This is a genomic window from Acidovorax sp. LjRoot38 (assembly GCF_964252975.1).
GTDB classification, from domain to species: Bacteria; Pseudomonadota; Gammaproteobacteria; order Burkholderiales; family Burkholderiaceae_C; genus Acidovorax; species Acidovorax facilis.
Genome location: NZ_CAXUPT020000003.1, coordinates 154,370 through 178,224 on the forward strand (window position 1 = coordinate 154,370; position 23,855 = coordinate 178,224).

Sequence of the window (23,855 nt, forward strand, 5' to 3'; positions counted from 1 at the left end):
AGAACTTCTTCATGCCCACCGTCAGCGCATCCACCACCCCGCCCGGCAGCAGCGTGCCACGGGTATGGCGCTGGCTTGGCTGGATCACGGCGGTGGTGCTGTGCCTGGCGGTGTTTGGCATGTACACGGTGCCGGACTTCATGGTGATGCTGGCCGACCAGATGTGGGCGTGCTTCTGAGCCCGCGCCTTCCTCTTTCAAGTTTTTTGGCCGCTAGCGCTTGATGGACAAGCGGTGATAGCTATATTTTCAATAGCACATGCACGGTAACGAAGCTCCCTCCGACTGGGTCCGCCGCTGGTCCCACCTGATTGCGCCGGGCAGCACGGTGCTCGACGTGGCTTGCGGCGCCGGGCGCCACCTGCGCTGGCTGCGCGGCCTGGGGCACTCCGTGGTGGGGGTGGACCGCTCTGCCGAGGCTCTGGCCGCTTGCGAGGGTCTGGGTGAACTGGTACTGGCCGACATCGAGAGCAGCCCATGGCCCTTTGCAGGCCGCCAGTTTGGTGCCGTGGTGGTCACCAACTACCTGTGGCGGCCCCTGCTGGCCACCCTGGTGGAAAGCGTGGCCCCAGGCGGTGTGTTGATCTACGAGACCTTTGCACACGGCAACGAAACCGTGGGCCGTCCGGCCCGGCCGGAATTCCTGCTGCAGCCCGGAGAACTGCTGACCGCCTGCACGGGGCTGCGCACCCTGGCCTATGAAGACGGCTTCCAAAAAAACCCCGACCGTTTCGTGCAACGCATCACGGCCGTGCGGGAACTCCCGCCGCCTGGGGGACCCTCACGACATCTTCTGCCCATGTGGGCTAGTTAGAATGCTCTTTTACCGTTTACCACTGCGGACATGACCTCTTCCTCCGTCGCTCTCACCGGCAGCATCGTCGCCCTCGTCACTCCCATGCACGAGGACGGTAGCGTGGACTACCCGGCCCTGCGCAAACTGATCGACTGGCACATTGCCGAAGGCACCGACTGCATCGGCGTGGTGGGCACCACGGGCGAGTCGCCCACCGTCAACGTCGAAGAACATTGCGAGATCATTCGCGTGGCCGTGGAGCAATCTGCCAAGCGCGTGCCCATCATGGCGGGCTGTGGCGCCAATTCGACCGCCGAAGCCATCGAGCTGGCCAAGTTCGCGCGCGGCGTGGGGGCCGACAGCCAGTTGCAGGTCGTGCCGTACTACAACAAGCCTACGCAAGAGGGCCAGTTCCAGCATTTCAAGGCGATTGCCGAAGCCACGGGCGACCTGCCCATCGTGCTGTACAACGTGCCCGGCCGCTCGGTGGCCGATATGCAACACGACACCGTGCTGCGCCTGACCCAGGTGCCCGGCATCATCGGCATCAAGGAAGCCACCGGCAACATCGAACGCGCCCAGTGGCTCATCCGCGATGTGCCCAAGGGCTTTGGTGTGTATTCGGGCGACGACCCGACCGCTGTGGCGCTGATGCTGTGCGGAGGCCACGGCAACATCAGCGTGACGGCCAACGTCGCCCCGCGCCTGATGCACGAACTGTGTGTGGCTGCCCTGGCGGGCGATGCACGCCGGGCCATGGAAATCCAGTTCAAGCTGATGCCGGTGCACAAGAACCTGTTTGTCGAAGCCAACCCCATCCCGGTCAAGTGGGCCATGGCCCGCATGGGCCTGTGCGGTGGCACGATGCGCCTGCCCATGACGCCGCTGACCACCAGCAACGAGGCTGTGGTCGAATCTGCGCTGCGCACCAGCGGCCTGATCTAATCCGGGCTGCGCCCGCTCCCCGAGACACTCTCCAAGGATTTCCGCGTGAAAGCTGCTACCACCCGCCTGAGCCTGCTGGCCCTTGCCATGGCCCTGTCTGCCTGTGCCGCCCTGGAGGGCGACAAGATCGACTACAAGAGCGCGACCAAAGGCTCGACCCTGGAAGTCCCGCCAGACCTGACCCAGCTGTCGCGTGATTCACGCTACAACGTCCCAGGCGGCGCCGTCTCGGCCGCCGCCATGCAGGCCGGCCAGGCTGCTCAGCCATCGGGCACCGCCAACGCCGCAGCCCTGCAACTGGGCGACGTGCGCATCGAGCGCGACGGCAACCAGCGCTGGCTGGTGGTCAACCGCCCGGCCGACAAGCTCTGGGAACCCGTGCGCGACTTCTGGCAGGAAAGCGGCTTCAACCTGGCGCAGGCAGACGCCAACGTGGGCATCATGGAAACCGACTGGGCCGAAAACCGCGCCAAGCTGCCGCAGGATTTCATCCGCTCGACCCTGGGCAAGCTGCTCGACTCGCTGTACTCCACCGGTGAACGCGACAAGTTCCGCACGCGCCTGGAGCGCAACGCCAATGGCGGCACTGAGATCTACATCACCCACCGCGGCATGATTGAGGTCTACGGCAACGTTTCCAAAGACAGCACCGTGTGGCAACCCCGCCCTTCCGACCCGGAACTCGAAACCGAATTCCTGCGCCGCCTGATGGTCAAGCTGGGCGTGAGCCAAGAGCAGTCCAAGGCAGTGGCTGCGGCCCCTGCCCCACGCGCTCAGTCGGCCCGCATGGCCACGGTGGACAACAAACCCGTGGTCCAGCTTGACGAGGGTTTTGACCGCGCCTGGCGCCGCATCGGCCTGGCCCTGGACCGCACCGGCTTCACGGTGGAAGACCGCAATCGCAATGAAGGCACCTACTTTGTGCGCTATGTGGCTCCCAATGCCGAGAAGAAGGAGCCAGGGTTCTTCGGCAAACTCTTCAGCTCGTCCAACGCCACACCTCCACTCAAGTACCGCATTCTGGTGCGCAGCCAAGGGGAGTCCACCACGGTATCGGTGCTCAACGAAGCCGGCGTCCCCGAATCGTCCGCCAATGCCGAGCGCATCGTCCGCGTGATTGCCGACGATCTGAAATAAGCGACGAACCGCGCGCCTCTTCGCTCCCCCTGACTGGGCCCGGGGTCCAGGCTACAGAGGTGCTGCGCGGCAAGCGCCTTCAACCACGACATGCTGCGTTTCAAGAACCTGGGTAGCGGCAGCACGGGCAATGCCACGGTGGTGGAAGGCAGCAGCGGCACACAGGTACGCCGCCTGCTGATCGATTGCGGATTCGGCATCCGGCAACTGCAGACCCGCCTGGCGCAAGCGCAGTTGCAGATCGAAGACCTGGATGCCGTCTTCATCACCCACGAACACTCGGACCACATCGGCTGTGCACTGGCCGTGGCCGTGCGCTACCGCATCCCGGTATGGATGAGCCAGGGCACCTACGCCGCCCTCGGAGCCCCCGACTTTGATGGCATGCTGCGCATCGCACACGACATGGAGGCTCTGGACCTCGGCACCTTCAGCGCCCTGCCCTTCACGGTGCCCCATGATGCGCGCGAGCCGCTGCAGCTGCGCTGCTCGGACGGCGCATCCCACCTGGGCGTGCTCACCGACCTGGGCCACGCCAGCGACCATGTTCTGCAGCAACTACAAGGCTGCCATGCGTTGATGATTGAAGCCAACCACGACCCCGCAATGCTCGAAGCATCCCGGTATCCGACCTTCTTGAAACGCCGCGTCGGGGGACCGTATGGGCACTTGGCCAATTTTGCGACAGCCGACATCCTGCGTGCCGTGCGGCACCCTGGCCTGCAGCGTGTGGTGGCCGCCCACCTGAGCGCACAGAACAATGCACCCAGCCTCGCTCAACAGGCGCTAGGCCTTGCACTGGAGTGGTCCGCCGAGGAAATCACCGTCGCCAGCCCAACGGTGGGAACGCCCTGGCTTGCAGTTGCAGGATGAAGTGACTCCGGTCACGCCGCAAACGACCAACTCCGGGGAAGGAAAACGCCCCAAAAAAGAAAAAGCCCCGACCTTGCGGTGCGGGGCTCTCGGTCGATAGCAGGTTTTGCAACCTGCTGCGGCCTGCAGCGAATTACTTGGCTGCGGAAGCGCCAGTAGCAGCGGTGGCAGCAGCGTCAGCGGCAGCCTTGGCAGCATCGGCAGCAGGAGCCGAGGCAGCGTCGGAAGCGGCAGGAGCGGCTTCAGAAGCGGCAGGAGCTGGTGCGGGTGCTGGAGCTGGGGCTTCCACGGCAGCTGGTGCTGGAGCAGGAGCGGGCTCTTCCTTCTTGCCACAAGCGGCGAGTGCAGCAGCGGCGATCAGGGCGGCCAGAACGAGAGAGTTCTTCATTTCGATTTTCCTAGTTGGACAGACAGAATCTTGAAAAGCCACGGCGTCAGGCTTTTTGGAAGCCCCGGTACGCTTTGGCACAATGCGCTTGGCTTGCACCTTTTCGGCGCAGCCGCTGATTATATTGGTATTTAGTCAATACAGACTAACACTGACGAAACCTTTACGCCCAATTGACAAGGCGCAAAGCGCGCATTTGGCTCATAACCCCAGCGTCGATGCGGGGAAACCGGGCGTGCTTTTGCTGCGCACCCACTCGTTGAGCGTCTCGCGCAGCAGTACACGGCGATCTGGTTCAAAGCCTGCAACCCCCACGCACCGCTCCGGGTCCAGCCGTTGCATCACCCAGTGCGGGGACCACAATGCACTGGGAATATCCAGGGGATCAGCCGCCGGGCTGCGACGGCAATTGATGATGTGGTCCCAGGTGCCCCGCCAACGCACAAAACGCGCGTGCCGACGTATCACATCATCGTAGCTGCACGCCAGCATGGTGAAACGCCGACTTCCATGGGCCCAATCCTGCAAGGCCTCCACCACACTGCGTTCGCCCAGGGGCCAGTCATGGAAATTCGCATCGCTGATCACAATTTCCTTCCAGCCATCCCGGGCGGCTGTGGCAATCGCGTCGCGCACCATTTGCTGAAACACTTCACGGCTGCTGAAACGACCCACCGGGAGATCGGGCCGCGAATCGGCGGAACTGGCAGAAGTCTCGGTCATGGCGGCGTCTCCTGGGGTGCCTCGATCTATCCAGCCCAGACGTGGGCCCAGCCCGCATCACACCAGGACGACAGCAGCTCCAGCGCGTCGTCACTGGCGCGCGCAAGCTCGCGGGCGGTCAACTGACGTTCATCAGCCAGGCGGCGCATTAGCGTTGCATCGCGGCCTGCTGCGCGGTAGCTCTCGCCATTGATGAACACATGGTGAGTGTCGTACATCATGCGGCTGCGGCGGTCCAGGCGCACCCCTTCCAGCATCACGCCTGTATCGCCGGGTTCGAACCACACATTCGGCTTGGGCTCAGTCAGATACTCCCCCAGTGCGCACTCCAAAACAAGGGGCTGCGCCAGTGCGCGGCTCAAAGCATCCCGCGCGAAGTCCTGCAAACCCGCCGGAATGGCCGCAGGTTGAGACACAGCTTCCTGCTGGGCATCGCGGTACAGGAGGGGCTTGTCTTGATCCGCAGCATCCTCGGCCAGGCGCACCAACAATTCCTGGCCCAGTTCGGCGCGCGACGGCACCTTAAAGCCGATCGAATAAGTCATGCATTCGCCCTCGGCGATGCCATCGTGGGCATAACGCGGCGGCAGGTACAGCATGTCGCCCGGCTCCAGCAGGTACTCCTCTTCAGGCTCGAACTGCGCCAGCACTTTGAGGGGAATACCTTCGCGCAGCGTGAGATCCTTCTGGCGGCCAATGCGCCAACGACGCGTTCCGTGGGCCTGCAACAGAAAGACGTCGTAACTGTCGAAATGCGGGCCCACACCACCGCCGTCGGACGCATAACTGATCATGAGGTCATCAAGCCGCGCCTCCGGCACAAACCTGAACTGCTGCATCAGCGCATGCACGGCGTCGTTGTGCAGGTCAACGCCCTGCACCAGCAAAGTCCAATCGGGCTGCTGGAGCGCAGGCAGGGCACGCCTTTGAAAGGGTCCATGGCGCAGCTTCCACGCCCCTTTGGCCAGTTGCACGAGGCGGGACTCCACGCCCTCCTGGGCAGCCAGCGCGAACAGCTCCGACCGCAACACAGGGGGAGCAAACTGGGGAATGGCCTGGCGCACCAGCAAGGGCTTCTTCTGCCAATGGCGGCGCATGAACTGCGCGGGGGTCAGGCCACCGAGCAGGGTAAGGGGTTGCAGGATATCCATGGGAACTCGTCTGCCCCTTTGCGGAGCCGTTGGTCAAACTGCGACAATTCTCCTATGGAAATTACCCAACAATGTGTGGTCGCACTGACCTGGACACTGAAAGACACCCTTGGCGAAGAACTGGATGTGCTCGACGATCCCGTAGAGTTTCTGGTGGGCGGCGACGACCTTCTACCCCGCATCGAAGAAGCCCTCCAAGGCCACGGCCCCGGTGCCACGCTGGCGTTGCACCTGGAGCCCGAAGATGCGTTTGGTGACTTCAACGACCAACTGCTGTTCCTGGAGCCACGCGATCTTTTTCCGGCAGAGATCGAAGAGGGAATGACGTTTGACGGCGCCGCGCTGCCCGAGGGCTGCAATCCCGATGCCCCCCGCACGGGGCTCTACACGGTCACGGAGATCTATCCGGAGCATGTGGTCCTGGACGGCAATCACCCGCTGGCGGGAATTGCACTGCGCTTGCAGTTGACCGTACAGGCCGTGCGGGAAGCCACCGAAGAGGAAATTGGCCGGGGCAGCGCCGGCACAGGCTTTTTTCGGGTACAGCCGCAGGCGCCTGGCAGTAACCTGCTCCACTGAGCTGGGCGAAAGGAAGGCCCTGAACGGTTTTCAGAGCCTAGCCAAGCCCGAATGGTCGATTAAAGGCGTGAAATCTGGCCGTTGTACAGGCGAACACGGTCGCCAATGCGCAAATCGCCGGGGCTGCTTACGTCGTAGACGCGGTAGCCGCCGTGATCGAGTTGCACCGACAGGCGGTAGCCCTGTACTTCCTGGCTGTTGTTGCGGCCTTCAATGGCATTGCCTGCTACTGCGCCTCCAACAATGCCCACGCCGGTTGCGGCGGCACGACCGGAGCCCTTGCCGATCTGGTTGCCCAGAACACCACCGACGACAGCGCCGATCACAGCACCAGCCCCGGAGGTCTGGCCTTGCGACCGCCCCTGCAGCACTTCGATATTGGAAACCCGACCGTACTCCGTGCCGGCCGGATTGTTCGGGTAGGCCGGCGCCGTTTGGTAGCCCCCCGAATATTGTGGCGCAGGGGCCGATCGGTTGTGGCCGCAGGCGGCCAACGAGCCCACAAGGACCACGGCGCCAGCGATGGCGAAAGAACGGGTAATTTGCAGCATTTTCGTACTCCTAAAGTCAGGGGGTGCACACGGCTTGCAGGGAATCCGGCCTTGGTGCGCATACCTAGATTGGAACAACGCCCCAGCCCCCTGTCCCGTAGACGCAGGGGCTGCGCCTGCGTCAGTAACAAACCCATCCAAAGGTAAGCGGCGTCTTACAACCCCAACCTGCCACGACCCCATTAAGCCCGGTGCTCAGGCCTTCCCGGTTGACCCGTAGCCACCCTCGCCCCGCTCCGTCGCTGCAAACTCAGTCACCACATTGAACTGCGCCTGCACCACCGGAACGATCACCAGCTGTGCGAGCCGCTCCATGGGCTCCAGCGTGAATGCGGTGCTGCTGCGGTTCCAGGCGCTCACCATGAGCTGCCCCTGGTAGTCGCTGTCAATCAGGCCCACGAGATTGCCCAGCACGATGCCATGCTTGTGGCCCAGACCCGAGCGCGGCAGAATCAGCGCGGCGTACCCGGGGTCTTTGAGGTAGACGGCAATGCCCGTGGGCACCAGTTGCCAGGCATTCGGCTGCAGGGTGAGCGGAGCATCCAGGCAAGCGCGCAGGTCCAGGCCAGCACTGCCGGGGGTGGCATAGGTGGGCAATTGGTCCGCCATGCGCGGATCCAGAATCTTCACGTCAATCTTCACGGTTATTTCTTCTTTCCAGTTGTGCGCTGCTGGGCCACTTGCCGCAGCCGCTCCTGCAAGGGCTCCACGCCAGACGCGGCCCCGAAGGCTGCGGATGATAGGGCCTTGGGAGCCACGTCGATCAAACGCCCCAACCCCCACCAGATGGCCGCCATGACCGCGAGCCCCGGCAAAGACCCTTGACTGAACATGAACAGCGCCACCCCGTGCAAGACAATCAACACCAGCAGCACGGCGCGCACCGCACGCACAACGCCCAGCAAAGGCTTCAGAACCAGGGCGAGATCCGGCGGAGCGGACTGGGGCGCCGGGCGCACCCCACCCGCCCCAGCGGGCTTCTGGGCGGTGGTGGAGCCAGGGGCTGGAGCCTGTACACCTCTGGCAGGTGCAGGCGCGGTCAGCCGTTCCACGTAGCGTGCAAAGTCGCCATCGGGCGGCGTATCCCATTCAGGCTTGGTGGCACCAGTCTTCATACGGCCTCCCGGCAAAGACCTCTAGGAACCCACAGGGGACAACCGCGCCGCAATCTCCCCGATCAGCTGCTGGGCCAGCACCCGCTTGGAAGCCCGGGGCAGCTCGCGGTGCCCTTGGGCGTCCACCAACAGCAGGGCATTGTCATCCTGCCCAAAGGTGGCAGGGCCAATGTTGCCCACCAGCAGCGGCACCCCTTTGCGCGCACGCTTGGCCGTGGCGTGGGCCAGCAGATCATGGCTTTCAGCAGCAAAACCGACGCAAAAGAGATCACCCTCCAGGGCATGCGATGACTTCGCGACCATGGCCAGGATGTCGGGGTTTTCCACGAAACCCAGGGTCGGTGTCTGGCCCGAGCCGTCTTTCTTGATTTTCTGGGAGGACTGGCTGGCGGGCCGCCAGTCCGCCACGGCAGCGGTGGCAACGAACACCGACGCCGCCTGCACATGGCGCTGTACAACCGCCAGCATCTCCTGGGCCGACTGCACATTCACACGCTGCACCCCACGTGGCGTGGGCACATGCACAGGCCCTGCGACCAAAGTGACTTCGGCACCGGCCTCGCGGGCCGCACGGGCAATGGCAAAACCCATCTTTCCGCTCGAGAGGTTGGTGATGCCACGCACGGGATCGATCGCCTCAAAAGTGGGCCCCGCCGTCACCAGCACCTTGCGCCCCGCCAGGACCTTGGGCGCGAAGAAGGCAATCAACTCTTCCAGCAGCTCCACAGGCTCCAGCATCCGGCCATCGCCAGTCTCGCCACAAGCCTGGTCTCCGTTGCCCACACCCAGCACCACCGCGCCATCCTGCGCCACCTGGGCCAGGTTGCGCTGCGTGGCCGGATGGGCCCACATCTCGCGGTTCATGGCCGGAGCCAGCAGCAACGGCACCCGCTGCGCAGGGCGGGCCAGGCACAGCAAGCTGAGCAGCTCATCCGCCCTGCCCTGCACCAGCCGCGCGATGAAATCGGCGCTACATGGCGCTATCAAGATCGCGTCGGCCTCACGGCTCAGGTTGATGTGGGGCATGTTGTTGGGCTCGCGCGCATCCCACTGCGAGCCGTACACCGTGCGGCCAGACAGCGCCTGCATGGTGACCGGCGTGATGAATTGTTCAGCCGCCTCGGTCATCACCACCTGCACGGTGGCGCCTTCCTTGATGAGCTGGCGGCACAGATCAGCCGCCTTGTAGCAAGCCACGCCCCCGCTCAGACCCAGAACAATGTGTTTGCCAACAAGCTCATTCATGGGGCGAATTTAGCAGACGGGGGTGACCCTGCCCGGCGGGGTGTCGCCGGGGTGCCATCTATAATCCCAATTTCCCACCACCAGGAGACCTCTCGCGAGAGGCCCCCTTCAGACATGACCAAATTTGTCTTCGTCACCGGCGGTGTGGTGTCTTCCCTCGGTAAGGGAATCGCCTCAGCCTCCCTTGCCGCGATCCTCGAATCGCGGGGACTCAAAGTCACCCTCATCAAGCTTGACCCCTACATCAACGTAGACCCGGGCACCATGTCGCCGTTCCAGCACGGCGAGGTTTTCGTGACCGACGACGGCGCAGAAACCGACCTGGATCTGGGCCACTACGAGCGTTTCATCGAAACGCGCATGAAGAAAACCAACAACTTCACCACGGGCAAGATTTACCAGTCCGTGCTGGAGAAGGAACGTCGCGGCGACTACCTGGGCAAGACCGTGCAGGTCATTCCCCACGTCACCAACGAAATCCAGGAATTCATCAAGCGCGGCGCCGGCATTGGCACGCCCGATGCCGTGGATGTGGCCATTGTCGAAATCGGCGGTACCGTGGGTGACATCGAATCGCTGCCGTTCCTGGAAGCCGTGCGCCAGATGAGCCTGCGCATGGGCCCGAACAACGCAGCCTTCGTGCACCTGACCTACCTGCCCTGGATCGCTGCAGCGGGGGAGCTGAAAACCAAGCCCACCCAGCACACCGTGCAAAAGCTGCGCGAAATCGGCATCCAGGCCGACGCGCTGCTGTGCCGCGCCGACCGCCGCATCCCTGAAGAGGAGCGCGCCAAGATCTCGCTGTTCACCAACGTGCCCGAGTGGGGCGTGATCAGCATGTGGGACGTGGACACCATCTACAAGGTGCCCCGAATGTTGCACGAACAGGGCCTCGATGGCCTGATCTGCGACAAGCTGCGTCTGAACACCCCACCCACCAGCCTCAAGCGCTGGGACGACCTGGTGTACGAAACCGAACACCCCCAGGGCGAAGTCACCATCGCCATGGTCGGCAAGTATGTGGACCTGTCGGACAGCTACAAGTCGGTCAACGAGGCCCTGCGCCACGCGGGCATGCGCAACCATGTGCGCGTGAAGATCGACCATGTCGATTCCGAGACCATCGACAGCGCCGACGCGGCCGCCAAGCTGGCCAAGTACGACGCCATCCTGGTGCCCGGCGGCTTCGGCCAGCGTGGCGTGGAAGGAAAGATCGCCACGGCGCAGTTTGCCCGCGAACGCAAGGTGCCCTACCTGGGCATCTGCCTGGGCATGCAGGTGGCCACCATCGAATACGCCCGCCATGTGGCAGGCCTGGCCAACGCCAACAGCACCGAGTTCGACCCCACCACGCCCCACCCCGTGATCGCACTGATCACCGAGTGGAAGGATGCAGACGGCACCATCAAGAAGCGCGATGAAAACTCGGACCTGGGCGGCACCATGCGCCTGGGCGCGCAGAGCTCGGACGTGTCCAAGGACACGCTGGCCCACAGCATCTACGGCGACGTGGTGACCGAGCGCCACCGCCACCGCTACGAAGCCAACGTGAACTACCTGGACCAGCTGCGCAAGGCGGGCCTGGTGATCTCGGCGCTGACCCAGCGTGAAGAACTCACCGAAATCGTGGAGCTGCCGCAAACCGTGCACCCCTGGTTCATCGGCGTGCAGTTCCACCCCGAGTTCAAGTCCACGCCCTGGAACGGCCACCCGCTGTTCAACGCCTTTATCAAGGCCGCAGTGGAACACCAGCAAGCCGCAAAAAAAGCATAAGGGGACTCAAGCATGCAGCTGTGCGGATTCAACGTTGGCCTGGACCAGCGCTTTTTCCTGATCGCGGGCACTTGCTCCATTGAAGGCCTGGAAATGTCGCTCGACGTCGCAGGCCAGCTCAAGGAAGCCTGCGCGCCGCTGGGCATTCCGCTGATCTACAAGGGCTCGTTCGACAAGGCCAACCGCTCCTCCGGCACCAGCAAGCGCGGCGTCGGCATCGACGCTGGCCTCAAGATCCTCGATGAAGTGCGCCGCCAGCTGCAGCTGCCCATCCTGACCGACGTGCACGACACCTCGCACGTGGCCGAGGTGGCCAGCGTGGTAGACGTGCTGCAAACGCCTGCGTTCCTATGCCGCCAGACGGATTTCATCCGCGCGGTGGCGCAAAGCGGCAAGCCGGTGAACATCAAGAAGGGCCAGTTCCTGGCGCCCTGGGACATGAAGAACGTCATCGACAAGGCCCGGGCTGCAGCGGCCGAAGTTGGCCTGTCGGAAGACCGCTTCCTGGCCTGCGAGCGCGGTGTGAGCTTTGGCTACAACAACCTCGTTGCCGACATGACCAGCCTGGCCGAGATGCGCAACTCCGGTGCGCCCGTGGTGTTTGACGTCACCCACTCGGTGCAAAAACCCGGCGGCCTGGGTGCCGTGAGTGGTGGCGCGCGCGACATGGTGCCCGTGCTGGCCCGCGCCGGTGTAGCCGTGGGCGTGGCGGGCCTGTTCATGGAAACCCACCCCCGCCCTGCTGAGGCTTGGTCGGACGGCCCCAACGCCGTGCCGCTCAAGCACGTGAAGGCGCTGCTCGAAACCCTGGTGGCACTTGACGACATCACGAAGAAAAGCGGATTTCTCGAAAACAACTTCAACTAACAGGACGACCCCATGCCAGCTGCCTACATCATCGTGGACATGAAAGTGTCCAACCCCGAACAGTACAAAGACTACATGGCGGCCGCGCCCGCAGCCGTGAAGGCCCACGGTGGCGAATACCTGGTGCGCGGCGGAAAGTTCGAGACCCTGGAAGGCAACTGGACGCCCGCGCGCGTGGCGATGCTGCGCTTTCCCAGTTTCGATGCCGCCAAGGCTTTCTACGACGCCGAGCTGTACCGTGCCGCGCGCAGCAAGCGCGCCGGTGCGACCGAGTTTTTCAATATGGTGCTGGTCGAAGGCGTTGACGCCCCGGTCTGACCTCTATCTATCCAAAGGAAAAAAATGAGCGCAATCGTTGACATCGTAGGTCGCGAAATTCTGGACAGCCGCGGCAACCCCACCGTCGAATGCGACGTGTTGCTCGAATCGGGCGTGATGGGCCGGGCCGCCGTGCCGTCGGGCGCCTCCACCGGCAGCCGCGAAGCCATTGAAATGCGCGACGGCGACAAGGGCCGCTACCTGGGCAAGGGTGTGCTCAAGGCCGTGGAATACATCAACACCGAGATCAGCGAAGCCGTGCTGGGCCTGGATGCCTCCGAGCAGGCCTTCCTGGACAAGACCCTGATCGACCTCGACGGCACTGAGAACAAGAGCCGCCTGGGCGCCAACGCCATGCTGGCCGTGTCGATGGCCGTGGCCCGCGCCGCCGCCGAAGAGTCCGGCCTGCCCCTGTACCGCTACCTGGGCGGCATGGGCAGCGTGCAACTGCCCGTGCCCATGATGAACGTGATCAACGGCGGCGCGCACGCCAACAACAGCCTGGACCTGCAAGAGTTCATGATCATCCCCGTGGGCGCTCCCACGTTCCGCGAAGCCGTGCGCTGGGGCGCCGAAGTGTTCCACGCGCTCAAGAAGATTCTGCACGACAAGGGCATCAGCACTGCCGTGGGCGACGAAGGCGGCTTTGCCCCCAGCGTTGAAAACCACGAAGCCGCCATCCGCCTGATCCTGCAAGCCATCGAAGCCGCTGGCTACACGGCGGGCGAACAGATCGCCCTGGGCCTGGACTGCGCCGCGAGCGAGTTCTACAAGGACGGCCACTACGTGCTGGAAGGCGAAGGCGGCCTCAAACTCACCGCCCAGCAGTGGACGGACATGCTGGCGGCCTGGGTGGACAAGTACCCGATCATCAGCATCGAAGACGGCATGCACGAAGGCGACTGGGACGGCTGGAAACACCTGACCGAACGCCTGGGCGACAAGGTGCAGCTGGTGGGTGACGACCTGTTCGTGACCAACACCAAGATCCTGAAGGAAGGCATCGACAAGCGCATCGCCAACTCGATCCTGATCAAGATCAACCAGATCGGTACGCTGACCGAAACCTTTGCCGCCATCGAGATGGCCAAGCGCGCAGGCTACACCGCCGTGATCTCGCACCGCTCGGGCGAAACCGAAGACAGCACCATTGCAGACATCGCCGTGGGCACCAACGCAGGCCAGATCAAGACCGGCTCGCTGAGCCGCTCGGACCGTATCGCCAAATACAACCAGCTGCTGCGCATTGAGGAAGACCTGGGTGAAATCGCTCAGTACCCCGGCCGCGCTGCGTTCTATAACCTGCGCTGATCCCCATCCAGCCCGAGCGAGCCATGGGCTCCCGCCTTGTGCCTGTGATCCTGCTGGCTCTGCTGGCAGCGCTGCACGCCCAGCTCTGGCTCGGGCGGGGCAGCGTGCCGCGCGTCAACGAGATGCAGCGGCAAATCGATGTGCAAAAGGCTGCCAATGACCAGGCAAAGCTGGCCAACGAGCGCTTGTCGTCCGAGGTGCATGACCTCAAGGAAGGGCTCGACATGGTGGAAGAAAAGGCGCGCAGCGAACTGGGCATGGTCAAGCCCAACGAGGTCTACGTGCAGTTCACGCCACGCTGAGTCCTTGTGCTCGCCCCTCCGGGGTTCAGAGCCCCGGTCCCCAAAAGCCGCCCGTCGGATGTCTTGATGGTGGATTGGGGACGACGCCCCACCTTCTGCCCCCCCCTCTGCCACCGTGCCCTTCCCGCCCACCCTTGTTCTCCTCGGCGCGCCCGGCACCGGGGCCCAGGCGCTGCGCGATGCGCTCCACGCGCAACTTGCCCCCGGCTCCGCGCAAATTCTCTGCAACCCTGGCCTGCCCTCTGAGGGGGCCGTGGATGCCAGCCTGATTCTGCTCATGGGGCTGGATCTGCCCTGCCCCACCAGCGAGCGGGCCGCACAGGAAGCCGCCGATGCACGTTTGCGTGCGGATCTGACCCAGGTGGGTATGGGCTATCGCGTTGTGTATGGCCACGGTGAGCAGCGCATTGCCAATGCGCTGAATGCTATAAAAAACATAGCTTCTAGCACATACCCATCAAGCGCCAGAGGCAATTTCGATTCAGATTCTGGCTCCAGTACCCGGACAGCGCCCCGCCTGCGCGCCTGGAACTGCGAAAAATGCAGTGATCCCGAATGCGAACACCGACTCTTCACTGCACTGATGGGGCGGGATACAGGCGCCACCTAAAACCCGCGACCCGAGGCACATCCCCAAACAACGTGGAGGGGATGGAGGTAGAGGGATGAGATCAGGCCTGCTGCACCAGACCGCGCTTGAGCTCCTTGAGCAGCAGCACCACTTGGCTGGAGCCATAGCGGTAGCCGCCATGGAGCACCTGCACGGCCTTGTCCCACTCGCCCTGCTGGGCCAGCTCCACCAGCATCGCGGCCTGTTCGTGGAAATACTGGTGGCGTGCCATCAGCACCGCATACGCAGGCTGGTCGCCCAGCAATTCACCGCCCACCCCATGCAGCCAGCGCCCGAGGGCACCCCGGTCACTGCGGCGCACCTCCGCAGGGTCCAGACCCTCGGTGGTACGGCCTTCCAGGTAGTCCATGAGATGGGTTTTCCAGCGCTCGTGGGCATTGATGGCGGCGTCGATGTCGAGGGCCGCCAGCACGGTGTCCGCGCGCAGCGAATCCTGCGTGCCGGAAGCCCGGCTGCTGTCGCACAGCTCCAGGGAAGGCACAGCCTCTTGCCCCCGGGCACCCCCAAACACACGGCGTAGTAACCCCATAGCTCCTCTTGCACTTGCAGCACCACACCAAGAAAGCGGTGCGGCTGCAGGCCTGCCCCTGGGGTGGCCTTGCAGAGAACCTGCCGTGTGGAAGGCGACATCTTAGGGGCGCACAGCGTGATAAAGCGCGTGCGATTGTCAACGATGGTCATCCGCCCGGCACGTCGGCTGGCCCGTGGAGCGCAGGCAGCCGTGGCTGCGACGGGCGCCGGAAGACCTACCAGATGCCCTACTGGATGCCGGTGGGTCCGGGCGGCTGGCTGACGGTGGGTGGCACAAAAATCTGCGCGGCATCGACCGCGTCAAAGCGGTACTGCTGCCCGCAGAACTCGCAGCCCACCTCGATGTCTTCGCGTTCGGAGAGGATGCTCTCGGCTTCTTCGACGCCCAGGTTGCGCAGCATGTTGCTCACACGTTCACGGCTGCAGGTGCAGGCAAACCGCGGGCCGCTGGCGCCCTGCTGGGGCTCGAAGCGCAGCAGCTTTTCCTCCCAGAACAGGCGGCGCAGGATGGTGTCCACGTCCAGGTTCAGCAGCTCTTCGCGCGTGAGGCTGGCAGCCAGGTGGGCGATCCGGTTGTAGTCTTCGTTGTGGCCGATCTGGTCTTCGTTCTCGCGGTGCGTGAGGCCTGCGGCCAAATTGCCCTCGCCCTTGATCGGCATGCGCTGGATCAACAGGCCCGCAGCCACCTGGTCATTGGCGCCCAGCACCAGGATGGTGTCCAGCTGCTCGGACTGCAGCATGTAGTGCTGCAACACGTCGGACAGGCGCTCCAGCTTCTCGTGGCGGTCGCCATACAGCGGCACCACGCCCTGGTAGGGCTGCTGGCCCGGGTGGCGGTCCTTGGGGTCGAGCGTGATCGCGCAGCGGCCGCCACCGCCCACATTCACCATCTGGCTCAGGGCTGCGCCCTCTGGCACCTCGCTGTTCACGGTCGCCGTGGCTCGCAGGCTCAGGTCCGACTGCACTTCGGCCACGGCGAGCTTTACGGGGCCATCGCCAAACACCTGCAACACCAGCGCGCCGTTGAACTTGATGTTGGACTGCATGAGCACACCGGCGGCGGCCATCTCGCCCAGCAGCTCGCTCACGGGCGCAGGGTAGGCTCCCGTGCTGGTGTTGCTGGCGCGGCGGCGCAGGATTTCGGTCCAGGCATCGGTCAGGCGCACGATCATGCCGCGCACGGGCAGGCCATCGAAAAGAAACTTGTGGAGTTCAGACACGCAGGGGTTCCAGGAGAAAAGTGGACGGCAGCAACGAAAAAAGTGGCCACCGCTCAGGCGAGCTTGTGCAGGCCGTTGTGATAGCGGCGCGCGTTGTCGATGTAGTGCTGGGCGCTCTGGCGCAGGCCTTCGATCTGCTCGGGGGTCAGTTCGCGCACTGCCTTGGCAGGGCTGCCGATGATCATGGAGCCATCGGGGAACTCCTTGCCCTCGGTCACCAGCGCGCCCGCGCCCACCAGGCAATGCTTGCCGATCTTGGCGCCGTTGAGCACCACGGCGCCAATGCCGATGAGCGATTCGTCGCCGATGGTGCAGCCGTGCAGCATGACCTGGTGGCCCACCGTCACACGCTCACCCACCACCAGTGGCTTGCCGATGTCTGCATGCAAGACACTGGCATCCTGGATGTTGGAGCCAGCGCCGATGGTGATCGTCTCGGTATCGCCGCGGATCACCGTGCCGAACCAGACGCTGGCGTCTTCGCCCAGCACCACATTGCCCATCACTTGGGCACTGTCCGCCACCCAGGCCGATGCCGCCAACTGGGGCACCATGCCATCGAGTTCGTAAATCGCCATGCACCACTCCAAAAAAGAGGAAAGGCCAGCGTTTGCACAGGCCCAGGGAAGTCGCCAGACGTTACAAAGCGTGCGCCGTGTTCCGCATGGCAGGGCCTAGAATTGTAAGGATGGAGCTTCGCCACCGTGCACTGCAGGTCTTGTGCCTTGCAGACCCTGAACAAAAAGCGGCCGCAGTGCTTGACCTGCAAGCGCAATCAGCTACTCTTTCGATAGCAGAACAATCCCCCACTCCCCCATCCGACGCCAGTGCACTGCCTGGCCGTCCCGAGCGGCCGGAGCTGCTTCGCCATACCGACGTCGCCCGCCGTTCGCCGGCCACTCCACAGGGGCGCGCCATTCTGATCCACGCCATTGCGCACATCGAGTTCAACGCCATCAATCTGGCACTCGACGCGGTATGGCGCTTTGACGGCATGCCCCGCAGCTACTACACCGACTGGATGCTGGTCGCTGGGGAAGAGGCCCGGCACTTTCGCCTGTTGCGCGATCACCTGCGCCGCCAGGGCCATGACTATGGCGACTTCCCGGCCCACCAGGGCCTGTGGACGATGTGCGAGAAGACCCAGCACAACATCCTGGCCCGCATGGCGCTGGTGCCGCGCACCCTGGAGGCGCGCGGGCTGGACGCCACGCCGCAGATTCAGGCCAAGCTGCGCCAAGTGGGCACGCCCGATGCGCTGGCCGCCGTGGGCATTCTCGACATCATCCTGCGCGACGAGGTGGGCCATGTGGCCATCGGCAACCACTGGTACCGCTGGCTGTGCGAGCGCCAGGGGGTAGACCCTGAAGCCCACTATGGCACCCTGGTCAAGCAGTACGAAGCCCCCCGCTTGAAACCCCCGTTCAACGAAGCCGCCCGCCGCAAGGCCGGGTTCACTGACAACGAGCTGCGCTGGCTCCAGCAGATCTGACATGGCTTGCGCAAGAAAAGGCTCCGTCAAGCGGCCAGTCCCAGGGCGAGAAGGCTGGCGCATCCCGATGTATGCAAGCCCTGTCTGAATTCCTGGTTACAGCGCGCGCCCGCAGCGGCTCCTACAATTTGCCGCGCCAGCCCCGCCCGCTGACACTGGCCCCTCTTTCTTCGATACTCCCTCCATGACTTCACCCACTGCCCCCGGCACTCCCACCGCACCGCCCTCCGGCAACCAGTCCTCGGTCGCCATGATCGCGCGGCAGGCCATCGTGAATGCGCAGCAGGTGGTGGTCGGCTATGAGCTGTTCAACCGCTCGCGCAGCGGCGCCGCACACACGGCCGCCACCGACGTGATCCTGGTCTTCACCGCCCTTTCGCACGCTGGCACTGAAGAGCTGGTGGGCAAAAAGCTCATCTTCGTGAACTGCACGCATGAAAGCCTTTCCGGTGGCCACCTCGAACTCGTGGAGCCCGACAAGGTGGTGCTCGAAATTCCTCCACTGGGCCACACTGCGGCCGAAGAAGTCGCCACGCGCCTGCCTATCTTGACCGAGCTGCGCGACCGGGGCTTTCACCTGGCGTTCAACCACACGGTGTTGCAGTCCGCGTATGCCCCGTGGCTGCCGCTGGCGGACTACATCAAGCTGGATCTTTCGGTGCTGGCGCCCGACCAGCTGGCCGTGCTGATCAGCTACGCCGGGCGCCACAGCCAGGCCGAACTGATCGCGGAAAAGGTGGAAACTGCTCAGCAGTACGACATGGTCTCCAGCCAGGGCGTGCAGATGTTCCAGGGCTACTGGTTCGCACGGCCCGCGCTGGTCGAGGCCAAGCTGCTGACCCCGTCACAGGCCAGCATCATTGAACTCATCAACCAGGTGCGAAAACAGGCCAGCACCGATGACATCGAAGAAACGCTCAAGAAAGATGCTGGCCTGGCCTTCAACCTGATGCGCCTGATCAACTCGGCAGGTTTTGGCCTGTCGCGCGAGATCACGTCTTTCCGCCAGGCCGTGATGCTCATGGGCCTGAAAAAACTGTTCCGCTGGGCAGCGCTGCTGCTCACTGCCTCGCGCACGGGCGGCACCCCATCGTCTGTGGGCCAGACCGCCGTGGTGCGGGGCCGCCTCATGGAACTGCTGGCGCTCGAAACCCTTCCGCCCGAAGAAGCCGACCAGGCCTTCGTCGTGGGCATCTTCTCGCTGCTGGACGTGATGCTGTCCATGCCCATGGAATCCGCGCTCGGCCTGCTCAACGTGCCTGAGCCCGTGGCGGCGGCGCTGCTGCGGCGCGAAGGCTTCCTGGGAGACCTGCTGACCCTGGCCGAAGCCTGCGAATCCAGCGACGATGTGGTGTTCGACCGCACGGCGGGCCTGCTGCACCTGACCAGCCAGCAGATCAACTTTGCGCACCTGCAAGCCCTGGCCTGGGCGGACCAACTCACCGACTGAAGCTCACATTGATTGATAGGCGCACGCCACGTGCAGGTCTAGAATCATTGCAGACCCCAGCACATCACTCCAGCAGACCCCATGTCGACCACACCTGAACAAGACGCCCCCGAAGCTGCATCGCCTGCGGTTGACCCTGTAGACGAGAACATCGCCATCATTGCGCGCCAGGCCATCGTGGACGAATCCCGCGCTGTCTATGGCTATGAGCTGTTTGACCGGTCCACCGCCTCCGACGCCCACACAGCGGCCAGCGACGCTGCCCTGCTGTTCAACGCCCTGTCTTACGCCGGCACCGAGGCCCTGGTCGGCAAGAAGACGGTGTTTATCAACTGCACGCACGACAGCCTCTCGGGCGGCCACCTGGAACTGATCCACCCCGAAAAGGTGGTGCTGGAAGTCCCCCCTCTACCCGAAGGCGCCACGCCCGAGGAGATCGAAGGCCGCATTCCCACGCTGGAAGCCCTGCGCACGCGCGGTTTTCGCCTGGCGTTCGACCAGCAGGCCCTCAAGCGCGCCTACACCAGCTGGTTGCCCATGGCCTCCTTCATCAAGCTCGACATGCAGGCCTTCAAGCCTGAACTGGCTGGGCCGCTGGTCAAGTTCTCCACCACCCACAGCAAGGCCACGCTGGTGGCCGAAAAGGTGGAAACCGCCGAACAGTACGAGCTGATGCGCGGCCTGGGCGTCAAGCTCTTCCAGGGCTACTGGTTTGCCCAGCCTTCGCTGGTGAAGGCCACCACCATCCGCCCCTCGCAGGCCACGATCATCCAGCTGATCAACCTGGTGCGCAAACAGGCCAGCACGGCCGAGATCGAAGATCTGCTCAAGAAAGACCCCACGCTGTCTTTCAACCTGCTGCGCTTCATCAACTCCTCCGGTTTTGGTCTGTCGTGCGAGATCACCTCGTTCCGCCATGCGGTGATGATCCTGGGCCTCAAGAAGCTGTTCCGCTGGGCGGCCTTGCTCATGACCACGTCCCGCGCCGGCGGCGCGCCCCCCGCCGTGGGCCAGACCGCCGTGGTGCGCGGCCGCCTGATGGAGCTGCTGGCCGCCGAGCTGCTGCCACCCGAAGAATGTGACAACGCCTTTGTGGTGGGTGTGTTCTCGCTGCTGGACACCATGCTGGGGGTTCCGATTGAAAAGGCGCTCGAATCCGTGGCACTGCCCGAGCCCGTGATGGACGCCCTGCTGCGCGGCACCGGTGTGTTCGCGCCCTTCCTGGAACTGACCAAGGCCTGCGAAAGCGGCGACGAAGTGGCCTTTGCCAAGAACGCCGATGCGCTGCACCTGTCCAACCGCCAGGTCAACTGGGCCCACCTGCAGGCACTGACCTGGGCCGAGAGCCTCAACGAAGACTGATTCGTCCCAGAAACACCTTTGCCTGCACGGGCCCTGGTCATCCAGGGCCCGTGGTTTTTTCAGGCGGTCATTGATTTCCCTGGATACCCGCCGCGCGGATGATGCGCGCGTTGTTCTCCGACTCCTGCGCAATCTGGCGCGCGAATTCGGCAGCCGTGCCGCCGGTCGGTACGTTGTCCGTGGCCTCGAGCTTGTTGCGGATGTCGGGCAGGGCCAGCGCCTTGTTCACCTCGGTATTGATGCGCTCCAGCACGGCCACAGGCGTCTGCGCTGGCGCATAGATGCCAAACAGCGAAGACAGGTTGGCAGCAGGCTGGCCCAGCTCTGCCAGCGTGGGCACCTGGGGCAGCGAGTCGAGCCGCGCTGGTGCGCCCACCGCCAGCGGATTGAGCTTGCCCGCCTTGATGTGCTGCAGCACGGCAGGGCCCGCGTTGGTGGACAACACCTCGTACTGGCCGCCCAGCGCGTCGTTCATCTGCTGGCCGCCGCCCTTGTAAGGGACATGGGTGATCTGCACCTGGCTTTTGCCCATGATCTGCTCCAGCATGATGTGACCCAGCGACGCCTGCCCCGAGGTCGCCCAGCGCACAGCCCCCGGCTTGGCCTGTGCGGCGGCGATGAGGTCCTTGAAATCCGCCGCCTTGCTGGCGGATGTGCCCAGCAGCAGCACGGGTGAATACATCACGCTCACGACCGGCGCAATGTCCTTTTGGGGATCGAACGGCGACTTGCCCAGGTGCGGATTGAGCGCCAGCGGGCTCACCGCCGCAAAGCCCAGGGTGTAGCCGTCGGGAGCCGCCTTGGCCACCGCATCCAAGCCCAGGCTGCCACTCGCACCGGCCTTGTTCTCGATGACCACAGGGGTGCCGAGCTGCACAGCCAGCTTGTCGGCCAGCGCTCGGGCCACCGTGTCGCTCACGCCGCCAGCGGGGTAGGCCACCACGATGCGAATCGGTTTGGCCGTGGGCCAGGCCTGCGCCATGGCCAGGGTGACCGTGCTCAGCAGCAACGCGCCGACAAATAGTTTTTTCATGAATGTTTCCTTGGGTGAAAGGGCGTGTATCCGCAGGGGCACCACAACCAGGGCGGGGCGCCTGCGCTACCCGCGCGGATGGTGTTGCGCATGAAGCGATTTGAGCCGCTCGCGCGCCACGTGGGTGTAGATGGTGGTGGTGGAAATATCGGCGTGGCCCAGCAGCAGCTGCACCACCCGCAAATCTGCACCGTGGTTGAGCAGATGCGTGGCGAACGCGTGCCGCAGCGTGTGAGGCGACAGTGGCACGGTGATGCCCGCCACCTGCGCCCATTTCTTCACGATGACCCAGAACATGACCCGCGTCATGCCGCTGCCCCGCTGGGTGACGAACAGGTCGTCTGTCTGCTGCCCGCCCAGGATGGCGCTACGGCCCTCCTGCAGGTAGCGGTCCAGCCACTGGCGGGCCACTTCGCCAAACGGCACGAGCCGCTCCTTGCTGCCCTTGCCCATGACCCGCAGCACACCTTCGTTCAGGCCCAGCTGAAAGGTCTTGAGCGTGACCAGCTCCGTCACGCGCAGGCCGCTGGCGTACATCAGCTCCAGCATGGTGCGGTCACGCAGCCCGAGCGGGTTGCCGACGTCTGGCGCATTCAGCAGGGCTTCCACCTGCGCCTGTGACAAGGTCTTGGGCACGCGCAGAGGCTGGCGCGCAGCCTGCAACCGCACCGTGGGGTCGACCGTGATGCGCCGCTCCCGCAGCGCCCAGTGAAAGTAGCGGCGCAGCACCGTGAGGCGCCGGTTGGCAGACGTAGCGCGGGTCTGCGCATGCCGGGCGGCGAAGTAACCCTGCAGATGGTGCTCGGCCGTGCCGTCCAACGCCTGCGGAGGCTGCTGGTCGGCCAGCCACTGCGCGTACAGCGTCAGGTCACGCCGGTAGGCGGCCAGCGTGTTGCGCGAAAGCCCGTCCTCCAGCCAGAGGGCGTCCACAAAGGTGTCGATGGCGGTCAGGCTGGTGGCAAGCATGCAAAAAACGATAGCACGTAAAAAAGCCGCCCGTGGCAACGGGCGGCTTTGACTGAGAAGTATGGAATACGGCGCTTGCTTATTCCAGCGTCAGCTTCTGCTTGGCGACCACCTGCTTGTAGACCGCGAACTCGGCCTTGATCTGCTCGGCAAACTGCTCGGGCGTGTTGCCCACCACGATGGAGCCGGTGTCTTCGATGCGCTTCTTCACGGCCGCGTCTTGCAGTGCGGTGCGCACGGCGGCGTTGATTTTGTCAACGATGTCCTTGGGCAGTCCCTTGGGGCCCAGGATGCCGTAGTAGGCCATGCGGTTCACGGGCTCCAGGCCCAGTTCCTTGAACGTGGGCACATTGGGCAGTGCGGCAACGCGCTGTGGCGCGGCCACAGCGATGGCCACAAGGCGGTTGTCCTTGATGAAGGGCAGCGCGGATGGAATGTTGTCAAAGATGATCGGCACCTGGCCGGCCACGGTGTCGTTCAGCGCCGGGCCCGCACCGCGGTAGGGGATGTGCGTGACGAAGGTGTTGGACAGGCTCTTGTACAGCTCCATCTGCAGGTGGCCAATGCCGCCCGTGCCCGACGATGCATACGAGTACTTGCCGGGGTTCTTCTGCACTTCGGCCACAAACGACTTGTAGTCCTTGGCGGGGAAGCTGGGGTTCACGGCAATCAGATTGGGCGTGGCCGCAATGTTGATGATGGGCGTGAAGTCCGTCAGCGGGTTATACGGGGTCTTGGGGTTGATGGCGGGGTTGGCGGCCGTGGTGGACACGGTGGCCACGCCCAGCGTGTAGCCGTCTGGTGCCGAGCGTGCCGTTTCTGCCGCACCCACAATGCCGCCGCCACCGGCCTTGTTCTCCACGATCACGCTCTGGCCCAGGGCCTTGCCCAGCGGGTCGGCGATCACGCGCGCAATGATGTCGGTGGTGCCACCGGGTGCAAACGGCACCTGCAGCTTGATCACCTTGTTGGGGTAGCCCTGGGCGGCTGCGGTGCCTGCGGCGGCAGCCAGTACGGTCAGCGCGAGCCATTGACGACGATGCATGGAGTTCTCCTTCGAGCGGGGGTAACAAACAGCGCTGATGGTATGCGCAATG

28 protein-coding genes are annotated in these 23,855 nt (G+C 64.1%); 15 read left to right on the plus strand and 13 right to left on the minus strand.

From position 1 onward, the window contains the following. The first annotated feature begins 11 nt into the window (after window positions 1-11). The 5 genes from ACSQ22_RS05825 (at window position 12) to ACSQ22_RS05845 (ending at window position 3,750) form a co-directional block, all read left to right on the plus strand. Entirely contained in the window at window positions 12-179 is a 168-nt protein-coding gene (locus ACSQ22_RS05825; protein ID WP_176886539.1) for a hypothetical protein, read from the plus strand. A 79-nt stretch (window positions 180-258) separates the two neighbouring features. Continuing rightward, window positions 259-813 (plus strand): class I SAM-dependent methyltransferase, encoded by a 555-nt coding sequence (locus tag ACSQ22_RS05830; RefSeq protein ID WP_436129727.1) that lies wholly within the window; start codon window positions 259-261, stop codon window positions 811-813. Between the two features lie 30 nt (window positions 814-843). Further along, on the plus strand, window positions 844-1,740 hold the full coding sequence (gene dapA / locus ACSQ22_RS05835; RefSeq protein WP_055400903.1) for a 4-hydroxy-tetrahydrodipicolinate synthase: 897 nt from the start codon (window positions 844-846) through the stop codon (window positions 1,738-1,740). 45 nt (window positions 1,741-1,785) lie between these two features. Beyond that, entirely contained in the window at window positions 1,786-2,877 is a 1,092-nt protein-coding gene (gene bamC / locus ACSQ22_RS05840; protein ID WP_082437569.1) for an outer membrane protein assembly factor BamC, read from the plus strand. Window positions 2,878-2,967: 90 nt separating this feature from the next. Next, on the plus strand, window positions 2,968-3,750 hold the full coding sequence (locus ACSQ22_RS05845) for an MBL fold metallo-hydrolase (RefSeq protein WP_218300623.1): 783 nt from the start codon (window positions 2,968-2,970) through the stop codon (window positions 3,748-3,750). 133 nt (window positions 3,751-3,883) lie between these two features. Here ACSQ22_RS05845 and ACSQ22_RS05850 read toward each other — a convergent pair whose 3' ends face one another. From ACSQ22_RS05850 to ACSQ22_RS05860, 3 genes are all read right to left on the minus strand, one after another. Further along, window positions 3,884-4,138, minus strand: coding sequence for a hypothetical protein (locus tag ACSQ22_RS05850; protein ID WP_082437568.1), 255 nt, complete (start codon window positions 4,136-4,138; stop codon window positions 3,884-3,886). A 201-nt stretch (window positions 4,139-4,339) separates the two neighbouring features. Further along, window positions 4,340-4,861 carry a hypothetical protein gene (locus ACSQ22_RS05855; RefSeq protein WP_121420674.1) on the minus strand — a complete coding sequence of 174 codons (522 nt, stop codon included), beginning with the start codon at window positions 4,859-4,861 and terminating at the stop codon, window positions 4,340-4,342. A 26-nt stretch (window positions 4,862-4,887) separates the two neighbouring features. After that, window positions 4,888-6,012, minus strand: a complete 1,125-nt coding sequence (locus ACSQ22_RS05860; protein ID WP_436129728.1) for a JmjC domain-containing protein — start codon at window positions 6,010-6,012, stop codon at window positions 4,888-4,890. 54 nt (window positions 6,013-6,066) lie between these two features. Here ACSQ22_RS05860 and ACSQ22_RS05865 point away from each other — a divergent pair, with 54 nt between their 5' ends. After that, window positions 6,067-6,591: an FKBP-type peptidyl-prolyl cis-trans isomerase gene (locus tag ACSQ22_RS05865; RefSeq protein WP_121420676.1), complete on the plus strand. Its 525-nt coding sequence runs from the start codon at window positions 6,067-6,069 to the stop codon at window positions 6,589-6,591. 59 nt (window positions 6,592-6,650) lie between these two features. On the opposite strand, the gene ACSQ22_RS05870 is transcribed toward ACSQ22_RS05865, so the two are convergent. From ACSQ22_RS05870 to coaBC, 4 genes are all read right to left on the minus strand, one after another. Beyond that, complete coding sequence (locus ACSQ22_RS05870; protein WP_436129729.1) at window positions 6,651-7,142, minus strand: glycine zipper 2TM domain-containing protein; 492 nt, start codon at window positions 7,140-7,142, stop codon at window positions 6,651-6,653. 195 nt (window positions 7,143-7,337) lie between these two features. Continuing rightward, window positions 7,338-7,784 carry a dUTP diphosphatase gene (gene dut, locus ACSQ22_RS05875; protein WP_121505833.1) on the minus strand — a complete coding sequence of 149 codons (447 nt, stop codon included), beginning with the start codon at window positions 7,782-7,784 and terminating at the stop codon, window positions 7,338-7,340. A 2-nt stretch (window positions 7,785-7,786) separates the two neighbouring features. Then, window positions 7,787-8,257 (minus strand): hypothetical protein, encoded by a 471-nt coding sequence (locus ACSQ22_RS05880; RefSeq protein ID WP_436129730.1) that lies wholly within the window; start codon window positions 8,255-8,257, stop codon window positions 7,787-7,789. Window positions 8,258-8,278: 21 nt separating this feature from the next. After that, complete coding sequence (gene coaBC / locus ACSQ22_RS05885) at window positions 8,279-9,502, minus strand: bifunctional phosphopantothenoylcysteine decarboxylase/phosphopantothenate--cysteine ligase CoaBC (protein ID WP_228899419.1); 1,224 nt, start codon at window positions 9,500-9,502, stop codon at window positions 8,279-8,281. A gap of 114 nt (window positions 9,503-9,616) precedes the next feature. On the opposite strand from coaBC, the gene ACSQ22_RS05890 reads away from it, so the two are divergent. From ACSQ22_RS05890 to ACSQ22_RS05915, 6 genes are all read left to right on the plus strand, one after another. Then, complete coding sequence (locus ACSQ22_RS05890) at window positions 9,617-11,275, plus strand: CTP synthase (protein WP_108496941.1); 1,659 nt, start codon at window positions 9,617-9,619, stop codon at window positions 11,273-11,275. A 12-nt stretch (window positions 11,276-11,287) separates the two neighbouring features. Continuing rightward, on the plus strand, window positions 11,288-12,142 hold the full coding sequence (gene kdsA / locus ACSQ22_RS05895) for a 3-deoxy-8-phosphooctulonate synthase (RefSeq protein WP_436129731.1): 855 nt from the start codon (window positions 11,288-11,290) through the stop codon (window positions 12,140-12,142). A gap of 12 nt (window positions 12,143-12,154) precedes the next feature. Then, window positions 12,155-12,460 (plus strand): DUF1330 domain-containing protein, encoded by a 306-nt coding sequence (locus ACSQ22_RS05900; RefSeq protein ID WP_121420681.1) that lies wholly within the window; start codon window positions 12,155-12,157, stop codon window positions 12,458-12,460. Window positions 12,461-12,484: 24 nt separating this feature from the next. After that, the gene (gene eno / locus ACSQ22_RS05905) at window positions 12,485-13,771 is read left to right on the plus strand and encodes a phosphopyruvate hydratase (RefSeq protein WP_055400881.1); all 1,287 of its coding nucleotides are present in this window, start codon (window positions 12,485-12,487) and stop codon (window positions 13,769-13,771) included. 23 nt (window positions 13,772-13,794) lie between these two features. After that, window positions 13,795-14,073 carry a septum formation initiator family protein gene (locus ACSQ22_RS05910; protein ID WP_121420682.1) on the plus strand — a complete coding sequence of 93 codons (279 nt, stop codon included), beginning with the start codon at window positions 13,795-13,797 and terminating at the stop codon, window positions 14,071-14,073. Window positions 14,074-14,188: 115 nt separating this feature from the next. After that, complete coding sequence (locus ACSQ22_RS05915) at window positions 14,189-14,683, plus strand: hypothetical protein (protein ID WP_436129732.1); 495 nt, start codon at window positions 14,189-14,191, stop codon at window positions 14,681-14,683. A 61-nt stretch (window positions 14,684-14,744) separates the two neighbouring features. Here ACSQ22_RS05915 and ACSQ22_RS05920 read toward each other — a convergent pair whose 3' ends face one another. The 3 genes from ACSQ22_RS05920 to ACSQ22_RS05930 form a co-directional block, all read right to left on the minus strand. Continuing rightward, window positions 14,745-15,233, minus strand: coding sequence for a CZB domain-containing protein (locus tag ACSQ22_RS05920; protein ID WP_121420683.1), 489 nt, complete (start codon window positions 15,231-15,233; stop codon window positions 14,745-14,747). A gap of 229 nt (window positions 15,234-15,462) precedes the next feature. Then, window positions 15,463-16,455 carry an Hsp33 family molecular chaperone HslO gene (locus tag ACSQ22_RS05925; protein ID WP_176886552.1) on the minus strand — a complete coding sequence of 331 codons (993 nt, stop codon included), beginning with the start codon at window positions 16,453-16,455 and terminating at the stop codon, window positions 15,463-15,465. A 53-nt stretch (window positions 16,456-16,508) separates the two neighbouring features. Then, window positions 16,509-17,033 (minus strand): gamma carbonic anhydrase family protein, encoded by a 525-nt coding sequence (locus tag ACSQ22_RS05930; protein WP_121420685.1) that lies wholly within the window; start codon window positions 17,031-17,033, stop codon window positions 16,509-16,511. A 110-nt stretch (window positions 17,034-17,143) separates the two neighbouring features. On the opposite strand from ACSQ22_RS05930, the gene ACSQ22_RS05935 reads away from it, so the two are divergent. The 3 genes from ACSQ22_RS05935 (at window position 17,144) to ACSQ22_RS05945 (ending at window position 20,759) form a co-directional block, all read left to right on the plus strand. After that, window positions 17,144-17,947 carry a ferritin-like domain-containing protein gene (locus ACSQ22_RS05935; protein WP_436129733.1) on the plus strand — a complete coding sequence of 268 codons (804 nt, stop codon included), beginning with the start codon at window positions 17,144-17,146 and terminating at the stop codon, window positions 17,945-17,947. A 184-nt stretch (window positions 17,948-18,131) separates the two neighbouring features. Next, the gene (locus tag ACSQ22_RS05940) at window positions 18,132-19,397 is read left to right on the plus strand and encodes an EAL and HDOD domain-containing protein (RefSeq protein WP_055398607.1); all 1,266 of its coding nucleotides are present in this window, start codon (window positions 18,132-18,134) and stop codon (window positions 19,395-19,397) included. Window positions 19,398-19,478: 81 nt separating this feature from the next. Continuing rightward, window positions 19,479-20,759, plus strand: a complete 1,281-nt coding sequence (locus ACSQ22_RS05945; RefSeq protein ID WP_431149890.1) for an EAL and HDOD domain-containing protein — start codon at window positions 19,479-19,481, stop codon at window positions 20,757-20,759. Between the two features lie 67 nt (window positions 20,760-20,826). Here ACSQ22_RS05945 and ACSQ22_RS05950 read toward each other — a convergent pair whose 3' ends face one another. The 3 genes from ACSQ22_RS05950 to ACSQ22_RS05960 all read right to left on the minus strand — a co-directional run bounded on the left by ACSQ22_RS05950 (window position 20,827) and on the right by ACSQ22_RS05960 (window position 23,803). After that, on the minus strand, window positions 20,827-21,792 hold the full coding sequence (locus ACSQ22_RS05950; protein WP_436129734.1) for a Bug family tripartite tricarboxylate transporter substrate binding protein: 966 nt from the start codon (window positions 21,790-21,792) through the stop codon (window positions 20,827-20,829). Window positions 21,793-21,858: 66 nt separating this feature from the next. Continuing rightward, a complete protein-coding gene (gene xerD / locus ACSQ22_RS05955; protein WP_121505825.1) occupies window positions 21,859-22,758 on the minus strand; it encodes a site-specific tyrosine recombinase XerD in 900 nt (299 codons plus the stop codon). A gap of 79 nt (window positions 22,759-22,837) precedes the next feature. After that, window positions 22,838-23,803: a tripartite tricarboxylate transporter substrate binding protein BugE gene (locus ACSQ22_RS05960; protein WP_436129735.1), complete on the minus strand. Its 966-nt coding sequence runs from the start codon at window positions 23,801-23,803 to the stop codon at window positions 22,838-22,840. Window positions 23,804-23,855: the final 52 nt, after the last annotated feature.